Below are 21,688 nucleotides of genomic sequence, written 5' to 3' on the forward strand. Positions count from 1 at the left end.
TGGTGCGGGCGGGCCGGAGCCCTTGCCCGCGGCCGTGGGTTCGGTGCTCATACCGCGATCTCCGGTTTCAGTGTCTTGAGCGTCCAGTATTTGTTCTTGCGTACTGCGAGGGTGGACATGGCCGCCCCCAGCAGGGTGTAGCCCAGCAGGCCCGCCAGCGTGGGGGCAATCATGGACAGGTCACCGCCGTAAATCAGGTGCCGCATCCCGGTCACCACGTAACCCATGGGCAGGACCTGGTGCACCACGTGCAGCGGCTGCGGGGTGGTCTGCCACGGGAACGTGCCGCCGGATGACACCAGCTGCAGGACCAGCAGGATGAGCACCACCAGCTTGCCCGGCGAACCCAGCAGCGCCACCACACCCTGGATGAGCGCGCTGAACGCCATGGCAGCGGCGAGCATGAACAGCCACATCAGGACCGGGTGCGCCGGGTCCAGGCCCAGGGCTACGTCCACCACCAGGGTCAGCAGCGACGCCTGCACCACCGAGACCAGCAGGAAGGAAGCCAGCCGCCCAACGCGACCTTCCACGACGGCGCGTTGGAGGCCAGTGCCCGCTGGGTGATGGGGCGCATGGCCTGGACCAGCATGAAGATCCCGATCCACAGGGCGAGCGTGAGGAAGAACGGCGCCAGCCCCGCACCGTACGATCCGGCCTTGGCCTGCGAGACGTTGCTGACCGCCACAGGGTCGGCCATGACCTGGGACAGGTTGCTCTTCTGGGCATCGTCCGGGTTGGGGACCTGGCCGGCGCCCTTCCCGATCTCGTCGGCGAGAGTACCGGACCCCGTCGCGGCCTGGGCCGCTCCGTCGGACACCTGCGCCGCCCCCGCATCCACCTTCCGTGCTCCGTCCGCAAGGCCGGCGGCACCGTCGACGGCGGACTGCTCACCGGCTGCCAGCGCGGCAGCGCCCGTGTGCAGCTGGTCAGCCCCTGCCGAGGCCTGCGCGATCGCGTCCCTGAGGGCCGGCATCCCGGCTGCCAGCTGGGCTGCGCCGACACTGACCGCCTCGGAACCGCTGGCCAGCTGCTGGACCTGGGCCGCATCCGTCTGGATCCTGCTTTTGGCCGCTGCCACGGGGCTGGATGCCGCGGCGGCGTCGAAATCCGCCAGCACCTTGTCCGCCTGCTCCTGCGTCAGGACGCCCGAGGCGACGAGCCTGCTGTTGGACTCCACCACCCGGGAGCGCAGTCCCTGGTCCGCTGCCTCCAGCTGCGCCGCCACATCCTGGACCTTGGCGTTCAACTGGGCGTTCCCGGCAGCCACCTGGGCGGCGCCGGACGCGAGGGTCTGGGTATCGGTTGGCAGGGTGGCCGTCTTGTCCTTCAGGACTGACAGTCCGCTGCTGAGCTGCCCCGCGCCGTCGGTCAGCTGGTTGGCGCCGTCCCGCAGCTTCAGCTGGCCGGCGTACAACTGGTCCGCCCCGCTGCTCAGGGCCGAGGTCCCCTCGTGGAGGGTGACCGTTCCGTCCCTGAGCGTGGCCACGCCGTCTGCCAGCCGGGTGGCACCGTCCGCGGCCTGGACCATCTTGGAGTGGATGGTGCCGAACCCGGTGAGCAGCTGGTTGGCGGTCTCCTCACCCACCTCCTTGGCGACACTGGAGTGCACGGCAGTGGTCAGCTTGTCCACGATCGTGCTCAGGAGGTAGTTGTTGGCGTCGTTCGTGGTCACGTTCAACATGGCCTGGCTGGCCGAGTCGAAGCTGCCGGGCGATACCAGGTTGGCCGAAAAGTCCTTGGGGATCTTCAGTGCGAAGGCGTACTGCCCGCTGCTCACGCCCGCGTCGGCCTCCGTGGAGCTGGCCACCGGCACCCAGTGGAAGACATTGCCTTCCACCAGGCTGTCCGCCACTTTTGTTCCGGCCTCAAGCCGGCTGCCGTCCGCCGTGGTTGCGCCCGCATCCTCCACCACCAGGGCTGCGTCCAGGTTGTTGAGGTGGCCGTACGGATCCCAGTTCGCGTAGAGGTACACCGCGCCGTAGAGGAGGGGGACCATGGTCAGCGCCAGAATGGTCAGCTTGGGGAGCAGGCCGCCGGTCATGCGCTTGAGTTCGGAGCGGGCCAGCCGCAGGACAGTCACTTGGCAACCTCTGTTTCGAGTGGGGTTTCCTGGTTTTCCGGGTCCGGCCCGGCTTCCGCGGCAGGGGCCGGCTCCGGGGCGGCGTTGCCGATGGCGGCGACGGGCCCGTCCCATGAGCCGGGGACTGCGCTGACGGCCGCAACGACGGCAAGCGGCCGCCCGCCGTCGTACGCCAGCTGCTGCAGGCGCGGCAGCCAGGTGAGCTCATCTGCACTGTGGCGGTCCGGGGAATCCACCACCAGCAGGTCCGTGCGGGGGTTGACCAGGGCCAGCGCCGTGAGGAGTTCGAGCCGCCGGCGGGGCTCAAGCTGTTCCGTCCAGAGGCCCGCGATGTCCTCGAACCGGTTGACCTTGAGCCACGGGCCGCTGAGCAATGCCCCACGGTAGCGCCGGGGTATCAGAGCCAGGTCCTCGGTCACCAGGTCGCGGACGCTGAGGTGTTCTTCAGGTTCATTGACGCCGGGGGAGTCCACCAGGGCCGCTGCCAGGCGGAGCTGCTTGGTCCGGGGACTGTTGTCCCAGCCGACCTGGCCGCCCGAAGCCTTCATCCTCCCGCTGAGCAGGAGGGACAAAGCGGTGCGCTGGTCCTGGCGGTCACCGGTAACGAGCAGCAGTTCGCCGCGGCCCACGGCCAGCGAGGTTGGCGGAAGCAGCGGGTCCCGGCGTCCTTTGGCATGGAGCTGGAGTGCTGAGAGCAAGGCTTGCCTTTCGCAGGAATGGTCTGCATCAAGGCTAACCGAACTGACTGGTCAGTTCAAATAAGTGTCACAGGCCGTACTTCTCCAGCAGCCGGAGCCACACCTCACTGATGGTGGGGTAGGAGGGGACGGCATGCCACAGGCGGTCCAGCGGCACCTCGCCCACCACGGCGATCGTGGCCGCGTGCAGCAGTTCCGCCACGTCCGGGCCGGCGAACGTTGCGCCAAGGAGGACCCGTCGGTCTTCATCAACCACCAGTTGGGCCCAGCCTTCGTAGTTCTCCGAATGGAGCGACGATCCGGCCACCTGGATGGGCAGCTCCACCGAGGACGCGTTGTACCCGTCCTTCCTGGCCGCCTGCAGGGTGCGTCCCACGCTGGCCAGCTCGGGGTCCGTGAAGACGACGCTGGGCACGGCGTGCTGGTTGGCCGTCTGGGCGAAGCGGGTCCACTCGCCGGGCGTGCCCTTGAGCTCGCCCCTGGCCCGTGCAGCAATGGCGTCAGCGGTGGCCCGCGCCTCGTACTTGCCCTGGTGGGTGAAAAGGTTATGGCCGGCGGCGTCTCCCACCGCGTACAGCCAGGGTTCGTCACCGGGGGTTCCCTGGACCAGGCCGGAGGTGTCCGTGGTGAGCGAAAGGTGCCCGGAGCCGTCCGGCTCGAACCCGACGCTCTCCAGGCCCAGGCCTTCGAGGGCCGGATGCCGGCCCGTTGAGACCAGGACCTTCTCGGCCGTGACGTCGGTTCCGTCGCCCAGGCTGACGGTGAGGGTGCCGTCGCCGTTCTCGCTGACGCGCTTGGTGGCGGTGTTCAAGCGGAGTTCGACGCCGTCCGCGCGCAGTCCTGCCGCAACCAGTGCCGCGGCCTCCTCCGGAAAGTTGCCCAGCAGCCCGCTGCGCGCCACCAGGGTCACGCTGGAGCCCAGGCGGGCGAAGGCCTGGGCCAGTTCGGCGCCGGCCACGCCGCCGCCCAATACTGCCAGGCGCTCCGGAACCTCGGCCGCCGATGTGGCTTCACGGGTTCCCCAGACCTGTACATCCTGCAGACCGTCGATGGGCGGGGTGTTGGGGGTGGAGCCGGTGGCGAGTACTACGGCATGCCGCGCCCGCAGCAGGTGGCGGGTACCGTCCAGGCCTGCCACCTCCACCGCCCTGGGGGCGGTCAGCCATGCATGGCCGCGCACCAGGTCGATGCCGGTGTCCTCCACCCATGAGACCTGGCTGTCGTCCTGCCAGTTGGAGGTGAAATAGTTTCGGCGTTCCAGGACGGCCGCGGCATCGAGGGTACGGGTGACTGCTTCCTTGGCGCCCGGCGTCGTCTGTGCTCCGTGCAGCGCGGTGCCGGGCCGCAGGAGTGCCTTCGATGGCATGCAGGCCCAGTAGGAGCATTCGCCGCCCACCAGTTCCGCTTCCACGAGCACGGCGGTGAGCCCGCCCTCCACAACGCGGCCGGCCACGTTTTCCCCACGGCGCCTGCGCCGATAACAACAACATCAAATTCGCGCTCAGCGGCGTCGGGCATCATGTGCAAAGCCTAGCCGGGGATCACGGGCCTGGCTGCACAAAAGGTCCGCACCGGCGAGCCGGTGCGGACCTTGTTGGTGCGCCCAAAGGGATTCGAACCCCTGACCTTCTGTTCCGTAGACAGACGCTCTATCCAGCTGAGCTATGGGCGCATTCCGTGTCCCGGGAGAAGAACCGCTCTCCCCGAACCTCGAATTACTTTACGCGAGCAGGGCCCGTAGTGCCAAATCGAACCGACTGTAATCTCCGCAACTAGACCGGTATAGGTGACCTTTGTCACTTAATCGGCTTTTTTGCGGGAATAATTCCTTGATTTTCCGCGGAATTCACATTTGGTGACCGGAGATGTCAGTCAAGCTCCCCAAAAACTCCACTGGTCCGGACCATAGCATTTAGCTCACACCGATGAACCCGAGGAAGGGAACTGCAATGGGCGATCTGGCGCAGAAGCCGCTGCTTGAGAAAGCACCCACCACACATGCCGGCCTGCTGGCATGGGTCGAAGAGGTTGCTGAGCTTACGCAGCCGGACCGCATTTACTGGGTTGACGGGTCCGAAGAGGAAAACACCCGCCTTACCGACGAGCTTGTTGCTGCCGGCACCCTGACCAGGCTCAACCAGGACCTCTTCCCGAACTCCTTCGCTGCGTTCTCCGATCCCGCTGACGTCGCCCGCGTCGAGGAACAGACCTTCATCTGCTCGGAAAACCGGCGTGACGCCGGCTTCACCAATAACTGGATGGAACCGCGGGAGATGAAGGAGAAGCTGCGCGGGCTGTTCGCCGGTTCCATGCGCGGCCGCACCATGTACGTCATCCCGTTCGTCATGGGCCACCTCGACGCAGAGGACCCCAAGTTCGGCGTGGAAATCACCGACAGTGCCTACGTTGTCGCTTCCATGCGCATCATGGCGAACATCGGCACCGAGGTCCTGGACAGGATCACGGCCACCAACGCCTTCTTCGTTCCGGCCCTGCACTCCCTCGGCGCACCGCTGGCCCCCGGCCAGGACGACGTGCCGTGGCCCTGCAACCCGGACAAATGGATTGTCCACTTCCCCGAAGAGCGCTCCATCTGGTCCTTTGGCTCCGGCTACGGCGGCAACGCCCTCCTTGGGAAGAAGTGCTACGCCCTGCGCATCGCCTCGGTCATGGCGCGTGACGAGGGCTGGCTGGCCGAGCACATGCTCATCCTCAAGCTCACCTCGCCGGAGAAGAAGTCGTACTACATGTCCGCGGCCTTCCCCTCGGCCTGCGGCAAGACCAACCTTGCCCTGCTCGACCCCACCATTGAAGGCTGGGAAGTCGAAACCCTTGGCGACGACATCACCTGGATGCGGATCGGCAAGGAAGGCGAGCTGCGCGCCACCAACCCGGAGGCCGGCCTCTTCGGCGTAGCCCCCGGCACCGGCTGGGGCACCAACCCGAACGCCATGCGCGCCATTGCCAAGGGCCACAGCATCTTCACCAACGTGGCATTGACCGACGACGGCGGCGTCTGGTGGGAGGGCATGACGGACGAGGTTCCGGCGCACCTGACCGACTGGCAGGGCAACTCCTGGACCCCAGATTCGGGCCGTCCCGCCGCCCACCCGAACTCCCGGTTCTGCACCCCCATCTCGCAGGTGGACATGCTCGCCGAGGAATACTACAGCCCGGAAGGCGTGGAGCTCTCGGCCATCCTGTTCGGCGGCCGCCGCAAGACCACCGTTCCCCTGGTCACCGAGGCACGCAGCTGGACCAACGGCATCTTCATGGGGTCCACCCTTTCCTCCGAAACCACGGCCGCAGCCGCCGGACAGGTCGGCGTGCTCCGCCGCGACCCGATGGCCATGCTGCCCTTCATCGGTTACGACGCCGGCGACTACCTGAAGCACTGGATCAGCGTCTCCGGGAAGGCCAACCCCGAACGCCTGCCGCACATCTTCCTGGTGAACTGGTTCCGCCGCACCGCCGACGGTGGATTTGCCTGGCCCGGCTTCGGCGACAACGCCCGCGTCCTGAAGTGGGCCATCGAGCGGATCGAAGGGAAGGCGGACGCCGTCGAAACACCCATCGGCTTCGTGCCCGCCGGCCATTCACTTGACCTCACCGGCCTTGACCTGACCCACGCCCACGTGGAGGACGCTGTCCGCGTGGACCGCGGGGAATGGGACGCCGAGCTGGCCTCCATCGAGGAGTGGTACGCCAAGTTCGGGGATTCACTCCCGGATGCCCTGCGTGCCGAGCTCGCTTCCCTCAAGGAACGCATGGCCAAGCACTAGTCACTGCTGAAGCCACGACGGCGGCCCCGCACCTTATTCGAAAAGGTGCGGGGCCGCCGTCGTTGGATGGCTGTTTCAGCTGGCGAGCCAGATGTCCGGGCCGAAGACCTCGTAGTGGATCTTGGTGGCCGGGATGCCGGCGTTGATGGCCTCGTTGCGGATGTTCTTCATGAACGGCAGGGGGCCGCAGAGGTAGAGGGAGGCGTCCGCCGGAAGGTCCACTTCGCGCAGGGACATGAACCCTTCCCGGGCGCCCTCCACCGGCTTCTCCAGCCACAGCTGGAGTTCCGCGCCGTCCAGGCGCTCGACGTCGTCCGTCATCTGGCTGCGCAGGGCCCAGCTGTCCAGGGTGCTTTCGGCATGCAGCACCAGGACCTGCCGGTCGGAGCCTGATTCGGCGAGGGAGCGGAGGATGGAGGCGGTGGGCGTGCAGCCGATGCCGGCGGAGGCGAGGACCACGGGGCCGTCGCCCTCCTTGAGCGTGATCTCGCCGTAGGGGTTGGAGATCTCGACGACGTCGCCCACCTGGACGGTATGGTGCAGGACGGGGGAGACCTCGCCGCCGTCGTCCAGCTTGGTGGTGAAGATGCGGCTGGTGCCTGCATCGCCGGAGAGGGAGTACTGGCGGACCTGGCGCAGCCCGTCCGGGAGGGCCACCTTGACGCTGATGTACTGGCCGGGCAGGGCGGGGGTGACGGGGGTGTCGTCGGCCGGCTCCAGGGTGAAGGTCATGGACCCGGTTCCTGCCGGTGCCTTGGCTGCCACCCGCCAGGGCGTCCACATTTTGTCGTTGGCCTGCGCGGCGTAGAGGCCCTTTTCGAGCTTGATCAGGGCGTCCGCCATCAGCCAGTACACCTCGGTCCAGGCTTCGGCGATTTCAGGAGTGATCACCTCGGCCAGGTCCTCGGCGATGGCGGCGAACAGGTGCTCGTAGACCACCTGGTACTGCGGCTCCGTGATGCCCAGGGAGGCGTGCCGGTGCGCGATGCGCGAAAGGACAGTTTCCGGCAGGGTGCCCGGGTTGTTCACCAGATGGGTGGCGAAGGCGGCGATGCTCCCGGCGAGGGCCTGCTGCTGGTTGCCGGAGCGCTGGTTGGAGCGGCTGAACAGGCCATCCATCAGTTCGGGGTGCGCCGCGAACAGGCGGGCGTAGAAGTTGGGGGTGATGGATCCGATCCGGGAACCGACCAGCGGCAGGGTGGCCTCAATGACGGGGCGGGACTTGTCCGAGAGCATCTGAACTCCTGAGGTAGTGGCCGGGGCCTTCGTCCGGCCGGAGGAAAACTCATATTTGAAATACGAGTATTTCTGCCTCAGTTCTACACCTTGTAGAAGTTTGAAATCAAACCGGGAGCCTGCGCTCGGATAGTCGGTTCAAAGCCCCGGGCGGAGGCCGATCATCTGGAAGACCGGAGCCATTTGCCGGGCCTGGGGGAGTTCCGCGATCACCACGGAGTCCAGCTCCGCATAGAAGGCTTCGCGGGCGCGGGCCAGTGCGCCGCGCAGTTTGCACTCGTTAATGAGCGGGCAGTTGCCGCCAGGCGCAACACAATCGGCAGGATCGGTGCGGGTATCAAGCTGCCGCAGGATCTGGCCCACGGAGGCGATTCGGCCCGCATGGCTGAGCCGGGAACCGCCGGACCGGCCCCGGACAACCTCAATCAGGCCCATGCTCCGCAGTTTGGCCATGGCCTTGCTGACATGGTTGTAGGGTGTGCCCACCGCGTCCGCGATGCTCTGGGTGGTGAGCAGCGTGCCGTCCGGAACGGCTGCGAGCACCATGAGTGCTCGCAGGCTGACGTCAGCGAAGGCATTGATCTTCATGGCTGCGGGTCCGGTCTAGTCCACCCAGATCGCAGGCTCGCTGGCGTCCGCGCCCAGTTCGCCGAACTCCCAGGACTGTGTGGTTGCGTTGGCGGAGTATGGCAGCACGGCCGCAAACAGGGATCCGTCGCGGTGTTCGGCGGCCACATGGATGGCGTCCGAATCCTCCTCCACCAGCAGGATGTCGCAGACCACCGCGGCGGCGCGGAAATCGTCCCGGTTCTGGCGGAGGAGGGCCTGAAGGTCGTGGATCATGGCATCCGCGTCGAAATCCCCGTCCGCGCCGTCGGCGGCATCAGCAGGCGAGACGGCCACCAGCCGCACCTCGCCGTCGTTCTGGACTGTCAGCGCGAAAGGCGCGAAACCGCCGTTGCGCTGGAGCTGCTCCTGGGCCGCGCTGACGCCCGTGCCCAGGAGGTTCTCCAGGTCAGTTGCCGTGGCCTCGGAGACGGAATCGCGCCAGCTTTCCTGCCCGTCGGTTCCGCCCGCTGCCTGCCCCGTGTGGTCAGCCATCCGCTGCTAGGCCCGCACCAGGGACAGGACGCGGTCGCGGATGCGTTCCATGGTGGCCCGGTCCGTTGCCTCGGCATTGAGCCGCAGGAACGGTTCGGTGTTGGAAGGGCGGAGGTTGAACCAGTAGCTGCCGTCATTGGCCGTGAACGTGCTCCCATCCATGTTGTCCACGGTGAGGTCCTCGTCCGCGAAGGCCTGGCGCACCCGCTCCACCGCTGCGGGCTTGTCCTCCACCTCGGAGTTGATCTCGCCGGAGCTGACATACGGCTCGTATTCGCGGGCCAGCTCGGAGAGCGGGCCCTCCTGCTCGCCCAGGGCTGCCAGGACGTGCATGGCGGCCAGCATGCCGGTGTCAGCGTTCCAGAAGTCGCGGAAGTAGAAGTGGGCGGAGTGCTCGCCGCCGAATACTGCGCCTTCCTTTGCCATGACTGCCTTGATGAAGGAGTGGCCCACGCGCGTGCGGACGGCGCGGCCGCCGTCGTGCTCCACCAGTTCGGCGACGGCGCGGGAGGTCAGCAGGTTGTGGATGATGGCGGGCTTTTCCTCGCCCTGGGCCTTGGCGCGGGCGATCTCGCGGCGGGCCACCATGCCGGTGATGGCCGACGGCGAGACGGGCTCGCCCTTCTCGTCGATGACAAAGCAGCGGTCGGCGTCGCCGTCGAAGGCCAGGCCGATGTCCGCGCCGTGTTCGATGACAGCTGCCTGCAGGTCGCGGAGGTTTTCCGGCTCCAGGGGGTTGGCCGGGTGGTTGGGGAAGGAACCGTCCAGTTCGAAATACAGGGGAACGATGTCGAAAGGCAGCTTGGGCAGCAGCGCGTCACCCAGGACGGCCGGGGTGGTCAGGCCGGCCATGCCGTTGCCTGCATCCACCACCACCTTCAGAGGGCGGGACGCGGAAAGGTCAACGAGCTTGCGGAGGTACTCGGAGTAGTCCTTGAGCACGTCGCGGACACTGATGAGGCCGCGCGTGCCGCCTGCGGGGATGGACCCGGAGTTGAGGTACTGCTCCGCGAGGGCCTGGATCTCCTTGAGGCCGGTTTCGGAGGAGATGGGGACGGCGCCCGCCTTGGCCATCTTGATGCCGTTGTATTCGGCGGGGTTGTGGCTGGCGGTGAAGGTGGCCCCGGCGCGGTTGAGGAACCCGCAGGCAAAGTACAGCTCATCGGTGGAGATCAGGTCCAGGAGCTCCACATTGGCGCCGCGGGCTGCCGCTCCGTTGGCGAAGGCCTTGGTGAACTCGGGGGAGGAGGGGCGCATGTCCCCGCCCACCACGATGGTCTGGCCTTCGAGCTGCAGGACATCCACGAACGCGGCCCCCACGGCTTCGACGATTTCGGCGGTGATCGACTCGCCTACAATCCCACGGACGTCGTAGGCCTTGAAGGATGCCGAAAGGTCAAATGTCGTTGTCTGTTCGCTAGTCACGGGCTTTATCTTACGTGGGCAGCGCTTCCGGCCAATGTGGATTGGGGAGCTCTTTCGTAACAGGTCCGCTTTGCGGCCGGCTTTCCACATAGCAGCCCGCGGCTGTGCAGGGTGTCGGAGGGTGCTGGGATACTGAACCAATGGCCGATAACCAGTACACGTCCACAGTTTCCGCTACCGCCGTTGCAGACATGGCAGCTCCCGGCGCACCGGGCACCGCCACCCATGCCGAAGCGCTTGAGGTCCTGCGGGGCCTGGTGGGGCACCCGGACGCGGTCTTCCATGACGGGCAGTTTGAGGCCATTGAGGCACTGGTCGACGGCGGGCGGCGGGCTTTGGTGGTGCAGCGCACCGGCTGGGGCAAGTCGGCTGTGTACTTCGTGGCCTCCCTGCTGCTGCGGCGCCGGGGCGCCGGGCCTACCCTGATCGTCTCGCCGTTGCTTGCCCTGATGCGGGACCAGGTGGCCGCCGCCGCCCGGGCCGGGGTGCGTGCCGTTGCCATCAACTCCGCCAACCAGCTGGAGTGGGACGCCGTGCGTGGCCAATTGGCCGCCGATGAGGTGGACGTCCTCCTCGTCTCGCCGGAGCGGCTGACCAATCCCGCGTTCCGCGAAACCCAGCTGCCCGAACTGCTCCGCCGGACCGGCCTGCTGGTCATCGATGAAGCCCACTGTATTTCCGACTGGGGGCACGACTTCCGCCCCGACTACCGCCGGATCGCGGACCTCATCACAAGGCTGCCGGATTCCGTCCCGGTCCTGGCCACCACCGCCACGGCCAACTCACGCGTGGTGCACGATATCGAAGAGCAGCTCGGTGAGGGAGTCCTGACCATCCGCGGCTCCCTGGGCCGTGACTCGCTGCGGCTTGGTGTCCTGTCGCTCCGTGACTCCAAGGAACGGCTGGGCTGGCTGCTGACCCACCTGGCCGATCTTCCGGGCAGCGGGATTATTTACACCCTTACCGTTTCCGCGGCCGAGGACACCGCCCGCCTGTTGTCGGAAGCGGGGCACAACGTACTCGCCTACACCGGACGGACCGATCCCGCAGACCGTGAACGGGCCGAACAGTTACTGAAGGACAACCAGGTCAAGGCGCTGGTGGCCACGTCCGCCCTGGGGATGGGCTTCGACAAGCCCGATCTTGGCTTCGTCGTCCACCTCGGTGCGCCGTCCTCGCCCGTCGCCTACTACCAGCAGGTGGGGCGTGCCGGACGTGGTGCCGCCAACGCGGACGTCCTGCTGCTCCCGGGCGCGGAGGACCGTGAGATCTGGCAGTACTTCGCCACCGCGTCCATGCCGTCCGAGGAGAAGGCCGGAGCCGTGCTGACGGCCTTGGCTGAAGCCGGAACCTCCCTGTCAACCGTGGCGCTGGAGGCCAGGGTGGACCTTCGCCGCACGCCGCTTGAGCTGTTGCTGAAGGTGTTGTCGGTGGACGGGGCGGTGGAACGGGTCGGCGGGGGATGGCGGTCCACCGGCCAGCCCTGGGTTTATGACGCGGAACGCTACGGCCGCATTGCCGAGGCACGGGTGGACGAGCAGGACTCCATGGTGATCTACCAGGACACCGCAGGATGCAGGATGGAGTACATCACCTCGGTCCTGGATGACGAGACGGCCCGTCCCTGCGGGCGGTGCGACAACTGCGCCGGCCGGTGGTTCCCGGCAGACGTGGCAGCCGATGCCACGGCGGCGGCCGGCCAGACCCTGAGCCGGGCCGGCGGCGTCCTTGAACCGCGTCTTCAGTGGCCCAGCGGGATGGACCGGCTGGGAGTACCGGTGAAAGGAAAGCTCAAGCCGGCAGAGGGCCTTTCGGAGGGACGTGTCCTGGCCCGGCTGACCGACCTGGGGTGGGGCGGTGCCTTGCGGGAGCTGTTTGCCGCCGGCGCGGAGGACCGGCCGGTGGATCCCGGCATGCTCCAGGCCTGCGTGCAGGTCCTGCGCGAATGGGGAACCGGCGATGCCCGGAGCCCGGGCTGGAGCGGCGCGGGCAGGCCGGCCGCCATCGTGGGTATGCCGTCCCGCAGCAAACCGCAGCTGGTGGGCTCGCTGGCCAGGGGGATTTCCGAGATCGGGCGCATTCCCTACCTTGGTGATCTGCAGCCGGCGCACGGCGGTCCCACCGGCGGACGCGGCGGAAACAGCGCTTACCGGCTGGCGGGCGTGTGGGACAGGCTGGTGGTGGGCCCGGAGCTCGAAGCCGCCCTGCAGTCCGTCCAGGGGCAGACGGTCATGCTGATTGATGACCTCGCCGACAGCCGGTGGACCCTTACCGTCGCGGGGCGCGCCCTTCGGCAGGCCGGGGCGGGAGCGGTGCTTCCCCTGGTTTTGGCCCAGGCCGGCTGACGGCTGCCCCCGCATGGCGGGGGAGCAGGATGCTGTCCGCGGTGCTGGCCAGCATCAGGACGGCCATTGCCACAAAAGCGCCGCGGAAGGGCCCGGCGGGGTCCTGCGGTCCGAGGGCCAGCCCGTCAAAGGTCCGGATAAGCAGGGCTGCCACCGCGATACCCGAGCCGGTGGCCAGCTGTACCAGGGTGGCCGACACCGTGTTGGCGGAGGTCAGCTGTGCCGGCGGGATGTCGGCGTACTGCACGGAGGCATAAGCCGAGAAACCGATGGAGCGGAAGGCCCCGCTGCACACCAGCAGCACGAACATCAACGCCTCAGGGGTCTGCGGTGTCAGCAGGGCACAGAGGGCGAAGGTGACGGCGGAGGCCAGCGAGGCGAACACCAGCATTGCCTTGAAACCGAACTTCCGGATCAGCGGGGTAGTGGCCGGTTTGATCCCGATATTCCCAATGAACACGGCCGCCACCAGCGCCCCGGCATGCAGGGGAGACCAGCCGAACCCGGTCTGGAACATCAGGGGCAGCAGGAACGGCACTGAACTGATGGTGACCCGGTATATGAACCCGCCGGTGGCCATGGCCCGGAAGGTCCGGGTGCGGAAGACCTGCAGGTTGAACAGCGGATGGGGAGTCCTGCGCATCCAGAACACGGCCCCGGCCAGGGCGGCAACCCCGGCGGCGGCACTGATCCCGGCCCAAGGCAGTTCAGGATGGCTGCTGGCCAGTTCCAGACCGGCCACGAGTGCGCCCACCCCCACCGTGGTCAGGGCCATTCCGGGCCAGTCCAGCCGCCGGTGCGGATCTCCCGGAGCCGGGGGGACCAGGCGCAGGGCGGCGGCAAACGCGGCGGCACCAAGGGGAATGTTCACCAGGAAGATCCAGTGCCAGGAAAGGTACGTGGTGAGCGCGCCGCCTACCAGCGGCGCGAGGACGGGTGCCAGGAGCCCGGGCCACACCAGGAAGGCGGTGGCACGCAGTAATTCGGATTTCGGCGTTCCGCGCAGGACCACCAGGGTTCCCACCGGCACCATCATGGCCCCGCCAACGCCCTGGGCGATGCGGCTCAGCGTCAGCGTGGCAAGGTCCTGGCTGAGGGCGCAGGCCAGGGAAGCGAGCGTGAAGATGGCGATGGCCGCGCAGAAGATCCGCCTGGCGCCGAACCGCTCCGCCAGCCAGCCGCTGATGGGGATGCCGACGGCTACCGTCAGCAGGTACGCGGTCATGGTGATGTTGACGTCGGCGGCGGGGATGGCGAAGTCCGACGAAATGCTGGGAATGGCCGTGGTCAGGACCGTGCCGTCCAGGAATTCCATGAAGAACGTTGCCGCCACCAGAAGCGCCAGGCGTGGATTCCACGCCGCCCGGCCCACATCCGGTTGGTTTGAGTTGCTGCGTGCCGCCATGCGCTAATCCTGCCACTGCGGCAAGGCCTGCGCGCCCAGCGTCCGGCTACCGGACAGCGTTTTCCGCGGACCGGGCCCACGCCCGGCGTTTTCCGCGGACCGCGCCCACGCCCGGCGTATCAGAAGCTTGTTCGCGTTTCCGAACCTTCAGGGCGCTGATTCGCGAACGGGCTTAGGACTGGCCAAGGGCACCCTGAAACGCAAAAGGCCCCGGTCCAGGACCGGGGCCAAACGCGGAGACGGGGGGATTTGAACCCCCGGTCGAGTTTAACCCCGACCCTTCATTAGCAGTGAAGTCCATTCGGCCGCTCTGGCACGTCTCCAATTGCTATTCCTAGCCCACCAAGGATACGCAGATCCGGCCATGCAGTGCAAAACGGTCCCCGCCGCAGCCGCGGGCATGCCCGCCGCGGCCCCGGCGCCCTATGGCAATCGTTGCCCGGGGCGGACGATGCGGATTTCCGGGAGGCCGGAACCGGCCCTCCGGACAGCCAGCCAGGGGCCCACGCCGGTCAGCCTGCCAGCGCCTTCCACAGGAAGTGCTGGCTGCGGGCCTGCAGCGCGGCAGCCTGCCGGTTGTCCGAGGCGCCAGCATGGCCACCCTCCAGGGCTTCGTGGAACCAGACGTTGGGGATGCCCATGGCCAGCATCCGGGCTGCCATCTTCCGCGCCTGCACGGGGCCAACCCGGTCATCGGAGGTTGCCGTCCAGATAAAGGTCTCCGGGTACTCCACCGCGTCCTTGAGCAGGTGGTAGGGCGAGAAGGTCCTGATGTACTCCCACTGTTCGGGAACGTCCGGGTTCCCGTACTCGGCGATCCACGAATGCCCGGCGGAGAGCTTGGTGTAACGCCGCATGTCCAGCAGGGGCACTCCGCAGGAGACGGCCCTGAACAGTTCGGGGTACCGTGTGAGCATGTTGCCCACCAGGAGGCCGCCGTTGGAGCCGCCCACGCAGCCCAGGCGTCGGGGCGACGTGACGCCCCGGGAGATGAGGTCCCGTGCCACGGCCGCGAAGTCCTCGTAGGCCCGGTGCCGGTTTTCCTTCAGTGCCGCCCGGTGCCAGGCGGGCCCGTACTCCCCGCCGCCCCGGATATTCGCCACCACGTACACTCCGCCGCGGGAGTGGGGCGCCTTCCCGCCGTCGCCGCCGGACAGCGTGGTCCGCCGCTCCAGCCATGCCCGGCCCACCGTGCCGCTGTAGGCCGGCGTCCGCGAAACCTCAAACCCGCCGTAGCCGGACAGCTGGGTGGGGTTCTGCCCGTCCAAAGCCAGCCCCCGCGGAGCAATCTGGAAATACGGAACCCGGGTGCCGTCGTCGGACACGGCGAAGTGCTGCTCCACTTCATAGTCAGTGTCGGCAAAGAACGACGGCGAGGCCTTGATTGCCGCATGCCGGCCCACCACGCCGGACGTCCCGGCGCTGTGGTGCTCCAGGGTGCCGCGCATGAGCGTGGTGGGGGTGGTGAAACCGGTGGCGACGAGCCAGAAGTCGTCGCCGGCGCCGCCGTCGGCTGGTCCGTCGTCCTCGTCGTCCACGGCGTAGGCATTCACGTCATGCAGCGGTGGGCAGGCGTCAAGGAGGGTGGCCGCCCAGCCGCAGTCCGTGGTGCCGGCGGGCCTGGATGGATCCAGGACCCGGATTTCCGAGGAAACGTCCCTGAGCAGGTTCAGCAGCAGGAAGCTGCGGGTCCAGCTCCAGGACTGCAGCGATGTGTGGTCATCGGGGGTGAACAGCACGGTGAGCTGCCGGCTCCCGGCGAGGTAGTCCTCGAAGTTTGCGGCGAGCAGGGCGCCGGAGGGGTAGGTGGTTCCGTCGAGGACCCAGTCCTGTTGCGGGCGGAAGAGCAGCCATTCCCGGTGCGCGCTGACGTTGACGTCGGTGGGCACATCGATCGGCGTCCAGTCACCGTCCCGGAGCACAAAGTTGGTCCGGTTGAAGAAGTCGATGTAGTCAACAGCGAAGGTGCGCTCAAATCCGGGTGTGGAATCGTGCGCCGCGACGGCCATCATGTGGTCCTCCGGCACGTCGAAAAGGCGCGGGGCAGCGGCCAGGGAACCGCCGCGTTTGAGGGTCAGCGCTGTGCGGGCGTAGGACGACGCGGTCTTGGGCAGGCCTTCCGCGGTGGAGGAAACCAGGAGTGTGTCGGCATCCAGCCACGACACGTTGCCCTTCGCCGTCGGCAGGTCGAACCCGCCCCGGGCGGGGTCAACGAAGCCGCGCGCCTCGACGTCGAACTCGCGGTAGCGGTTCGCGTCGCCGCCGTCGGGGGACAGGGCCAGCAGCGCCAGCCGGTAGGGGCTCCGGCCGCGGGGCGCAGGAACGTGGCGCCGTGGAACACCCACTCTTCGCCTTCGGTCCGGGACAGCTCGTCCACGTCCAGCAGGACGTCCCAATCGGGGGAATCGGTGAGGTAGCTCTCCCAGGTGGTCCGCCGCCACAGGCCCTTGGGGTTCTGGCTGTCCTTCCAGAAGTTGTAGTACCACTCGCCCCGCTTGCCCACCATGGCGATCCGGTCCGTGGAGTCCAGGACCTCCAGGATGCTGGTCTCCAGTTCGGCGTACCCGGCGTCCTCCAGCAGGTCCTCGGTCCGGGAGTTCTGCTCCCTGACCCAGGCCAGCTGTTCCTCGCCGTAGATGTCCTCCAGCCACACATTCTCGTCGACGGGCACGGGCGCAGTTCCCTGGGATGCGGTGCCGGAGGTGTCCTGGCCGGGGCCGGGAGCGGAGGCTTGATCAGCTGCTGTGGTGGTCATGCGCCCCATCCAAACAACATCCCCCGAGGCTGGCAAGTCAAGCGTCCGGCACATCCTCCGCTTCCAGCCCGTACGCTGGATGCCGTGGAATTATCGCAGAGCAACCGGGCCGTCATCATCGGCGGCGGCCCCCGTGGCACCAGCGTGCTCGAGCGGCTGCTCGCCCACGCCGCCGCGGCCGGAGGCCCTGCACAGCTGCACATCGACGTGGTTGACCCCTACCCGGCGGGCCCGGGGCACGTGTGGCAGCCCGGCCAGTCACGGCTGTTCCTCATGAATACGCAATCCTTCTACCCCACGCTGGTTCCCCAGGAACCGTCGCTGCCGGCGCCCGTGGCCGGCACCACGTTCGACCAGTGGCGTGCCCGGCAGCAGCGGGATCCGTTGCCGGCCCTCACCGGTGAGGAGCGGGCGGAACTGGCGGTGCTGGGGTCCAATGACTTCCCCAGCCGCGCCCTGTACGGCCGCTACCTGAAGTGCATGCTGGAGGAGCTGCTGGCCAAGGCTCCCGACGGCGTCACGGTCGAATTCCACGAAACGTCGGCTGTGTCCGTGCGTCCGGTGGGGGACGGAATGTTCGACGTCGGCCTGGCCACCGGGGCTGCCCTCCGCGCCAACGCAGTGGTGCTCGCCCTGGGGCACATCCCGTCCCGGCTGAATCCGGAACAGCGCGGCCTGCACGCCGCGGCCGAGCAGCTGGGCCTGCAGTACTTTCCCCTGCCGTGCCCGCAGACGTGGACTGGACACGGATTCCCGCGGGGAAACCCGTGCTGGTCCGCGGGATGGGCCTGAACTTCTTCGACACGATGGGGCAACTCACCGAAGGCCGCGGCGGAAAGTTCGTGTCCACGGGAAGCCGCCTGGAGTACGAACCGTCCGGCCAGGAACCCCTGATCATCGCGGCGTCCCGGCGCGGAACCCCCTACCGTGCAAAAGCAGCCCTCAACGGCTATTACGCCACCTCCATCACGCTCCGCTACCTCACCGAAGCCGCCCTGGAGCGGCTGGCCAAGGCCGGAATCCGGCCCTCGTTCGACCACGACCTGTGGCCCCTGCTGCACCGCGATGCCCTCTGGGCGTACTACTCAACCCTGGTGCGCTCGCAGCCGGGGGCTGTCCCCGATGCGGCGGCTTTCCTGGCAGCGCTGGAGGAAGCCCTGCAGCCGCACGCCCACAGCGCCGCCAACTGGGAAGACGCCGTGGAAAGCGTCCTGGCCGTCCACGTTGGTCCGCGGCACCGGCTGGACCTGCCGGGCCTCGCGGCCCCCTTGGCGGGGCGCTCCTTCGCGTCCCGGCGCGAGCACGATGCCGCCGTGGTGGAGTTCCTGCTGGACGATGCACGCCGGTCCGCGCTCGGCGAGGACGACCCCGTCAAGATGGCCATCGGCGCCCTGCACCACGGGCGGGCCCTCCTCAAAACGGCGGTGGCCGACGGCGGCATCACCGATGAATCATGGGTCGCCGGGCTGCGCGGCTGGTTTGAATCCTTCGTGGAAGGCCTTGCCAGCGGGCCGCCGGCGCTGCGCGCCGAACAGCTCGCCGCACTGGCCAGGGCAGGGGTGGTCAGCTTCGTTGGACCCGACCCCAAGTTCGGCGTGGACCGGCAGTCCGCGATGTTCACGGCTTCCTCGCCGTGGGTTGCCGGTCCGCCGGTCCTGGCACGGACCATGGTGGAGGCCCTTGCGCCGGGCAACAGGGTGTCGGCCAATGATTCGCCGGTCCTGGAGCAGATGCTGTCCGATGGGCTGGTGCGTCCACGGCTCATGATGACCGCAGAAGGTGCCCCCGTCGAGTCCACGGGCCTGGACGTGGAGCCCCACCCGTACCGCCCACTTGCCTCCAACGGGTCCGTGACGGAAAACCTGTACGTGCTGGGCCTCCAGTTGTCCTCCACCCAGTGGGGCACGGCCATCGCGGCCGAAGCCCTCCAGCCGGGCAGCCCCGCCTACCGCAGCGGCCAGCGCACCCTCAGGGATGCAGACGAGATCGCGGCAGCCATCCTGCGACGCTGACCCGAACTCCCTGTCACGCTTGACCGGTAAGGCAGCAGCGCCCAAAACACAAAACCCCTGGCGGCCGGTGCCGGCTGCCAGGGGTTTCCAGTGCGGAAGGTAAGAGATTCGAACTCTTGGTACGGGGTTACCGCACACTGGTTTTCAAGACCAGCTCCTTCGGCCGCTCGGACAACCTTCCTCAGCTAGTAGTGTTTCATAGGCACTTGCCTGCAACAAAACAGGAGCGGGAAGGTGCCCGGTGCACACTTGTTGCAGCCAGGATTTGAGTCAGGAACGGGAGAGGTCCATGAAAGCCGTCTACATATCGGAACCGGGCGGCCCGGAAGTGCTGGAAGTCCGGGACGTGGATGCGCCGGTGCCTGGCCAGGGCGAAGTGCTCATTGACGTGGTGGCTGCGGGCCTGAACCGGGCCGATGTCCAGCAGCGCCGGGGTTTCTACCCGCCGCCTCCCGGTGCCTCCGAGATCCCCGGGCTGGAAGTTTCGGGCCGGATCGCAGGCTTTGGCCCTGGCGTCAGCAAGCCATTTTCGTTGGGGGACAAGGTGGTGGCCCTGCTGGCCGGCGGCGGCTATGCCCAGCAGGTGGCGGTTCCGGCCGAGCAGGTACTGCGGGTGCCGGACGGGGTGGACCTGGTCACAGCGGCCTCGCTGCCGGAAGTGGCCGCAACGGTCTATTCGAACCTGATCATGACGGCGCAGCTGCAGCCGGGGAGACCGTCCTCATCCACGGCGCCACCGGCGGGATCGGCACCATGGCCATCCAGCTTGCCAAGGCCTTTGGCGCCAAGGTGGCCACGACTGCCGGCACTGACGAGAAGGTGGGCACCGCCAAGGCGTTCCTTGGTGCTGACATCGCCATCAACTACGCCGAGGAGGACTTCCCGGAGAGCCTGCGGCGGCAGAACGATGGCTACGGGGCGGACGTCATCCTGGACGTGGTGGGGGCCAAGTACCTCAAGCAGAACGTGGAGGCCCTGGCCGACTACGGGCGCCTGGTGGTGATCGGCCTGCAAGGCGGCACCAAGGGGGAGCTGGACCTGGGCCTGTTGCTGAAGAAGCGGGCAGCCGTGGTGGCCACCGCCCTGCGGCCCCGGCCGGTAGCGGAAAAGGGTGCCATCATGACTGCGGTGCGGGACGCCGTGTGGCCGCTGGTGGCTGACGGCCGGATCCGTCCGCTGGTCGCCAAGACCTTCCCGCTGGACCAGGTTGCGGCAGCCCACCGCTATTTCGACAGCGGCGACCACGTGGGCAAGGTCCTCCTGGTCATGTAGGAACCCTCGGTTGCATACCCGGTATTGCGCCGGGGCGTCAGTCGGGGCTAGGCTGCCTATACGCGGTATGCACGGGTCTTGGGGGCGCGTGCATACCGGTTGGAACCAGCCCGGGGGAGCACAATGTCCATTCGCCACAGCCTCCTTGCCCTGTTGCAGGACCAGCCGCGCTACGGCTACCAGCTGCGGGTCGAGTTCGAGAACCGCACCGGGGCCACGTGGCCGCTGAACATCGGGCAGGTGTACACCACGCTTGACCGGCTGGAGCGCGATGCCTTGGTGGCTAAGGAGGGCGACGACGGCGAAGGGCACGTGGTGTACAGCATCACCCCTGCCGGCAAGGACGAGGTGCGGAACTGGTTTGCCGCCCCCGTGGAGCGGAACAGCCCACCACGCAACGAGCTCGCCATCAAGCTTGCGCTCGCCGTTACCCTGCCCGGGGTCGATGTCCAGGCCATCATCCAGGCCCAGCGCGTGGCGTCCATCCGCGCCCTGCAGGACTACACCAGGGCGCGCCGCGATACGGCGGCAAACCAGCGGGCCACGGATACTGCCTGGCTGTTGGTGCTCGATTCACTGATCTTCCAGACCGAAGCGGAAGTCCGCTGGCTGGACCTTTGCGAGGCCAGGATGGTCCAGCAGGCGCAGGCCACGGCGGCAAGTGGAGCCTGGAAAGCCTCCAACGGGGCCACGGAAGACACCCCGCTCAACGCGGACATCCGCCGGTGAGCGTGCAGGGGCCGCAGCAGGTCGTTGAACTCGCCAGGGTGGGAAGGACTTTCGGGCACGGCGCGACGGCGGTCGCCGCCCTCCGCGACGTTGACCTCACCATTTCAGCAGGGGAGTTCGTCGCGGTCATGGGCCCGTCGGGCTCCGGCAAGTCCTCCCTGCTGGCCATTGCCGGCGGACTGGACCGGCCGACGTCGGGCGCTGTCTACGTTGAGTCCACGCCGCTGGCCGGGCTGGGCCTGAACGAACTGGCCCGGCTGCGCCGCCGGGCCGTGGGGTACGTCTTCCAGGACTTCAACCTGGTTCCCACGCTGACCGCCGCGGAGAACGTGGCGCTGCCGCTGGAACTGGACGGAACTTCCACCAGGAAAGCGCACCGGCAGTCCGCCGATGCGCTGTGGCAAGTGGGGATTCCCGAACTGGCGGACCGGTTCATGGACCAGATGTCCGGCGGCCAGCAGCAGCGCGTCGCGATCGCCAGGGCCATCGTGGGCCAGCGGCGGCTGATCCTGGCCGATGAACCTACAGGTGCATTGGATTCGACAACGGGCCAAGGGGTCATGGAGGTCCTGCGGACCCGTGCCGACGCCGGAGCGGCCGTCATGCTCGTCACCCACGAAGCCAGGCACGCCGCCTGGGCGGACCGCGTGGTTTTCCTTCGGGACGGGCGGATCATCGACCAGGCCGCCGCCATGCACGATCCCACCATGCTGCTCACCCAGGCCGGTCTCTGATGCCGGTGGACCTTGCTCCGGCGCCCACAAGCCGCCGGAGCAGCCTTCGGGTTGCCCTGCGGCTGGCGCGCCGGGACATCACCCGCCACAAGGGGCGGTCCCTCCTCATCA

Annotated in this window: 10 protein-coding genes, 3 tRNA genes and 5 pseudogenes; 6 read left to right on the forward strand and 12 right to left on the reverse strand. The window is 67.8% G+C overall.

Annotated elements, in window-relative coordinates:
• Positions 1-47: 47 nt before the first annotated feature.
• From OUO20_RS00185 to OUO20_RS00200, 4 genes and pseudogenes are all read right to left on the reverse strand, one after another.
• Positions 48-2,083: pseudogene (locus tag OUO20_RS00185) on the reverse strand (YhgE/Pip family protein).
• Complete coding sequence (locus OUO20_RS00190) at positions 2,080-2,781, reverse strand: ABC transporter ATP-binding protein (RefSeq protein WP_268002598.1); 702 nt, start codon at positions 2,779-2,781, stop codon at positions 2,080-2,082. The pseudogene OUO20_RS00185 and the gene OUO20_RS00190 overlap by 4 nt, the downstream one beginning before the upstream one ends.
• Before the next feature lie 67 nt (positions 2,782-2,848).
• Positions 2,849-4,302, reverse strand: a pseudogene (locus tag OUO20_RS00195) (dihydrolipoyl dehydrogenase family protein).
• Between the two features lie 74 nt (positions 4,303-4,376).
• Positions 4,377-4,453: transfer RNA gene (locus OUO20_RS00200), tRNA-Arg, on the reverse strand.
• A gap of 277 nt (positions 4,454-4,730) precedes the next feature.
• Between OUO20_RS00200 and OUO20_RS00205 the strand changes: the two genes are divergently transcribed.
• Complete coding sequence (locus OUO20_RS00205; protein WP_018771225.1) at positions 4,731-6,563, forward strand: phosphoenolpyruvate carboxykinase (GTP); 1,833 nt, start codon at positions 4,731-4,733, stop codon at positions 6,561-6,563.
• Positions 6,564-6,638: 75 nt separating this feature from the next.
• Here OUO20_RS00205 and OUO20_RS00210 read toward each other — a convergent pair whose 3' ends face one another.
• The 4 genes from OUO20_RS00210 to OUO20_RS00225 all read right to left on the reverse strand — a co-directional run bounded on the left by OUO20_RS00210 (position 6,639) and on the right by OUO20_RS00225 (position 10,325).
• Positions 6,639-7,799 (reverse strand): globin domain-containing protein, encoded by a 1,161-nt coding sequence (locus OUO20_RS00210; protein ID WP_018771224.1) that lies wholly within the window; start codon positions 7,797-7,799, stop codon positions 6,639-6,641.
• A gap of 138 nt (positions 7,800-7,937) precedes the next feature.
• The gene (locus tag OUO20_RS00215; protein ID WP_018771223.1) at positions 7,938-8,387 is read right to left on the reverse strand and encodes an RrF2 family transcriptional regulator; all 450 of its coding nucleotides are present in this window, start codon (positions 8,385-8,387) and stop codon (positions 7,938-7,940) included.
• A gap of 15 nt (positions 8,388-8,402) precedes the next feature.
• Positions 8,403-8,900, reverse strand: coding sequence for a hypothetical protein (locus tag OUO20_RS00220; RefSeq protein ID WP_018771222.1), 498 nt, complete (start codon positions 8,898-8,900; stop codon positions 8,403-8,405).
• A 6-nt stretch (positions 8,901-8,906) separates the two neighbouring features.
• Positions 8,907-10,325, reverse strand: coding sequence for a phosphomannomutase/phosphoglucomutase (locus OUO20_RS00225; RefSeq protein WP_134165835.1), 1,419 nt, complete (start codon positions 10,323-10,325; stop codon positions 8,907-8,909).
• A gap of 140 nt (positions 10,326-10,465) precedes the next feature.
• Here OUO20_RS00225 and OUO20_RS00230 point away from each other — a divergent pair, with 140 nt between their 5' ends.
• Positions 10,466-12,670: a RecQ family ATP-dependent DNA helicase gene (locus tag OUO20_RS00230; protein WP_134165833.1), complete on the forward strand. Its 2,205-nt coding sequence runs from the start codon at positions 10,466-10,468 to the stop codon at positions 12,668-12,670.
• Here the strand turns inward: OUO20_RS00230 and OUO20_RS00235 are convergent.
• The 3 genes and pseudogenes from OUO20_RS00235 to OUO20_RS00245 all read right to left on the reverse strand — a co-directional run bounded on the left by OUO20_RS00235 (position 12,594) and on the right by OUO20_RS00245 (position 16,830).
• Positions 12,594-14,075, reverse strand: coding sequence for an MFS transporter (locus OUO20_RS00235; RefSeq protein ID WP_223993843.1), 1,482 nt, complete (start codon positions 14,073-14,075; stop codon positions 12,594-12,596). The two genes, OUO20_RS00230 and OUO20_RS00235, sit on opposite strands and share 77 nt — an antisense overlap.
• Positions 14,076-14,309: 234 nt before the next feature.
• Positions 14,310-14,398 (reverse strand) — tRNA-Ser (locus OUO20_RS00240).
• Positions 14,399-14,587: 189 nt separating this feature from the next.
• Positions 14,588-16,830 (reverse strand): annotated as a pseudogene (locus OUO20_RS00245) (prolyl oligopeptidase family serine peptidase).
• Between the two features lie 84 nt (positions 16,831-16,914).
• On the opposite strand from OUO20_RS00245, the pseudogene OUO20_RS00250 reads away from it, so the two are divergent.
• Positions 16,915-18,842: pseudogene (locus OUO20_RS00250) on the forward strand (FAD/NAD(P)-binding protein).
• Between the two features lie 93 nt (positions 18,843-18,935).
• On the opposite strand, the gene OUO20_RS00255 reads toward OUO20_RS00250, so the two are convergent.
• Positions 18,936-19,023: transfer RNA gene (locus OUO20_RS00255), tRNA-Ser, on the reverse strand.
• A 108-nt stretch (positions 19,024-19,131) separates the two neighbouring features.
• Here OUO20_RS00255 and OUO20_RS00260 point away from each other — a divergent pair.
• From OUO20_RS00260 to OUO20_RS00270, 3 genes and pseudogenes are all read left to right on the forward strand, one after another.
• Positions 19,132-20,114, forward strand: a pseudogene (locus OUO20_RS00260) (NAD(P)H-quinone oxidoreductase).
• Between the two features lie 123 nt (positions 20,115-20,237).
• A complete protein-coding gene (locus tag OUO20_RS00265) occupies positions 20,238-20,843 on the forward strand; it encodes a PadR family transcriptional regulator (protein WP_268002599.1) in 606 nt (201 codons plus the stop codon).
• On the forward strand, positions 20,840-21,577 hold the full coding sequence (locus OUO20_RS00270) for an ABC transporter ATP-binding protein (RefSeq protein WP_268002600.1): 738 nt from the start codon (positions 20,840-20,842) through the stop codon (positions 21,575-21,577). Before OUO20_RS00265 ends, OUO20_RS00270 begins: the two co-directional genes overlap by 4 nt.
• Positions 21,578-21,688 lie beyond the last annotated feature (111 nt).

Source organism: Arthrobacter sp. FX8, assembly GCF_026723805.1.
In the GTDB taxonomy this organism is placed as follows: Bacteria; Actinomycetota; Actinomycetes; order Actinomycetales; family Micrococcaceae; genus Arthrobacter.